The sequence below is a fragment of the Polaromonas sp. P1_E1_2 genome, assembly GCF_056406035.1.
In genome coordinates this window covers 1-3,145 of record NZ_JBFUAZ010000504.1, presented here as the reverse complement: position 1 = coordinate 3,145, position 3,145 = coordinate 1, and the positions used below count along the sequence as shown (strand labels likewise).

Here is a 3,145-nt window from a genome sequence, read left to right as displayed (position 1 = left end):
CTGATTTGATAGCTGCTTGCGCCCGTCCCTATTGGGTTGGGTGCATTTTTTGCTGAGGTTTTCTGGCTAGGCGGCGTACGGATTGCGCAGCAGGATGGTGTGGTCACGGTCCGGGCTGGTCGAAATCATGTGGATCGGCACACCGGTGACTTCCTCGATCCGGTGCAGGTATTTCTGCGCGGCAGCCGGCAGCTTGTCGTATTGCGTGACGCCCACGGTGCTCTGGCTCCAGCCCGGCAAGGTCTCATAAATCGGCTTGCAGCGCTCGATCTCTTCAGCGCCCATCGGCAGGATGTCGGTGATATGGCCGTCAAGCTCGTAGCCGGTGCACAGCTTGAGCTCGTCGATGCCGTCCAGCACGTCGAGCTTGGTGATGCACAGGCCCGAGAGGCCGTTGACCTGGGCCGAGCGCTTGAGCAGCGCAGCGTCAAACCAGCCGCAGCGACGGCTACGTCCCGTGGTCACGCCTTTTTCGGCGCCCACGGTACTGAGGTGGTAGCCCACCGTGCCGGGCTTTTCCCAGTCGAGTTCGGTCGGAAAAGGCCCGCCGCCCACGCGGGTGCAGTAAGCCTTGGTGATGCCGAGGATGTAATGCAGCATGCCCGGGCCCACGCCCGCGCCCGCAGCGGCATTGCCGGCCACACAGTTGCTGGAGGTCACATAGGGATAGGTGCCGTGATCGACATCGAGCAAGGTGCCTTGCGCGCCTTCAAACAGCAGGTTGGCACCGGCCTCGTTGGCATCGTTGAGCTCGCGCGAGACGTCGGCCATCATGGGTTTGAGCAACTCGGCGTGGCGCATGGCTTCTGCGTAGACGGTATCGAAGTCGACTGCCGGCGCATGCAGGTAGCCGGTGAGCACGAAATTGTGCAGGTCGAGCAATTCACGCAGCTTGGCGGCAAAGCGATCGGGATATTTCAGGTCCTGCACGCGCAGCGCGCGGCGGGCAATCTTGTCTTCATACGCGGGGCCGATGCCGCGGCCGGTGGTACCGATCTTGGTCGTGCCACCCTTCTCGCGGTAAGCCTCGCGCGCGACATCCAGCGCGACGTGAAAAGGCAGGATCAGCGGGCAGGCTTCGCTGACGCGCAGGCGGGAACGCACCTCAACGCCGGCTTTTTCCAGCCCCTCAATTTCTTCGAACAATTTGGCGGCCGACAACACCACGCCGTTGCCGATATAGCACTTCACGCCGGGGCGCATGATGCCGCTGGGAATCAGGTGCAGCGCCGTTTTCACACCATTGATGACCAGCGTGTGGCCGGCATTGTGGCCGCCCTGGAAGCGCACCACGCCTTGCGACATCTCGGTCAGCCAGTCGACCAGCTTGCCCTTGCCTTCGTCGCCCCACTGGGTGCCCACGACCACGACATTACGGCCCGCGGCTGCGGTTTGTTTGTTTGTCATCTTCAATTCTCGTTAAGGTTTCGGGATAAAGCCGGGCGCAGGCCCTCAAGCGGCTTTTTTAAGGGGCTGGACCACCCATTGACCGGCAGCGTTTGCCAGTTCGCGGTCGCAATCAAACTCATTGACTTCATGTTCGTGGCCGGGCAACACGCAGGCCACGGTTTCGCCGCCCGCGCGCAGGCGGGCGATGGCGGCACGCAGGCCGATATCTTCGCCCCAGGGCGCACGGATGGCTGCCTTGAGGGCCCGAGGAGGCAGCACACTGACCAGCTCTTTGAGGTCAAGGCTGAAGCCCGCTGCAGGCCGGTTGCGGCCGAACACGGCACCGACTTCGTCATAGCGGCCGCCGCGCACCAGTTCGGCGCCCTGCCCGTAAATGGCAAAGCGGGTGCCGCTGTAATAAGCGTAGCCGCGCAGGTCGGCCAGGTCAAAACTGACCTTGACGTCGCCTTTTTCACCCCTGGTGTGTGCGGCCAGCCATTTCAGGTTTTGCAGCGCTGCTTTCAGGCCCGTTGAGGGCGGCAGGATTTTTTCCGCTTCGGCCAGCACTTTCTCGTCACCATAAAGCTGCAACAACGCCTTGAGGCCGTCTCGCGCCGCAGCCGAAATGCCGTCCTTGAGGCTGGCGATCAGGCTGCCGAGCTCGCTCGCGTCCTTGGCCGCCAGCGCGGCATGGATGAGCGCCAGGGTTTTGCCGTTGACGGTGGCGCCAGCCAGCAAGCTGTTGACGATGCGGACATCCGCCATGTCCACGCTCAGTTCAGTGACGCCGGCCGCCTTGAGGCCTTCCAGCGCCAGCTGCTGGGCTTCCAGATCTGCCTCCAGGCCGGCATGGCCATAGATTTCCGCGCCAAACTGCAGCGGTTCACGGGTGGCATGAGGCCGGTCGGCACGGGTATGCAGCACCGGGCCGCAATAGCACAGGCGGGCAACACCGCTGCGGTTGAGCAAATGCGCATCAATGCGGGCTACCTGGGGCGTGGTGTCGGCACGCAGGCCCAGCGTTCGGCCGGAGAGTTGGTCCACCAGCTTGAAAGTCTGCAGATCAAGGGCCTCGCCAGTGCCGGTCAGGAGCGACTCGAGGTGCTCCAGCAGCGGAGGCATGACAAGTTCATAGCCATAGCTGCGGGCGGTGTCGAGGAACAGACGGCGCAGCTCTTCGATGTGGCGCGCCTCGGAAGGCAGGACATCGGCAATTTGATCGGGCAATTGCCATGATGACGACCAGGCGGGCATTGTGATTTTCGTGGGCTGTTAAAAACAGCATTTTACCGGGCTTGAAGCGGGTTTTCGGCCCGCTGAAGGCCCAATGACGCACTCTGGCGGAAATACGTGGCAGTGAGCGGCTTGCCGAGGGAGGCGAAATCAGGCCAGCACAGCCAGCAGGATCAGGCCCGCCGCAATACTGCACAAGCCGAAGAAGCGGATCTGGCCGTTACCCAGAGTGAGAATCTGCTCGAACATGCGGCGCCAGCCGCCGGGAGAGATGAAAGGCAACAGGCCCTCGATGACCAGCATCAGGGCCAGCGCCATCCAGAAGGTGTTGCCGTCCACGCCGGCTTATTTTTTGGCGGGTGCGGCGTTACCGGAGCCTGGGCCGCGCATCGCCTTGAAAAAGTCGGACGAAGGGTCAAGAACCATCACGTCGCTCTTCTTGTTGAAGCTGGCTTTGTAGGCATCGAGGCTGCGATAGAACTGGGCGAACTGCGGGTCGCGGCCGAACGATTCGGCATAGGTG

The 3,145-nt window shown here is 62.6% G+C and carries 3 protein-coding genes and 1 pseudogene; all 4 read right to left on the bottom strand.

Annotated features, from left to right (window positions below; all coding sequences use genetic code 11):
* Positions 1-66: 66 nt before the first annotated feature.
* Positions 67-1,407: an adenylosuccinate synthase gene (locus AC1D1P_RS18935; RefSeq protein WP_457280680.1), complete on the bottom strand. Its 1,341-nt coding sequence runs from the start codon at positions 1,405-1,407 to the stop codon at positions 67-69.
* A 45-nt stretch (positions 1,408-1,452) separates the two neighbouring features.
* Positions 1,453-2,643 (bottom strand): ATP phosphoribosyltransferase regulatory subunit, encoded by a 1,191-nt coding sequence (locus AC1D1P_RS18930; RefSeq protein ID WP_477669361.1) that lies wholly within the window; start codon positions 2,641-2,643, stop codon positions 1,453-1,455.
* Positions 2,644-2,772: 129 nt separating this feature from the next.
* A complete protein-coding gene (locus AC1D1P_RS18925; RefSeq protein ID WP_457280678.1) occupies positions 2,773-2,961 on the bottom strand; it encodes a DUF2065 domain-containing protein in 189 nt (62 codons plus the stop codon).
* A 6-nt stretch (positions 2,962-2,967) separates the two neighbouring features.
* Positions 2,968-3,145: pseudogene (locus AC1D1P_RS18920) on the bottom strand (protease modulator HflC); the annotation flags it as partial.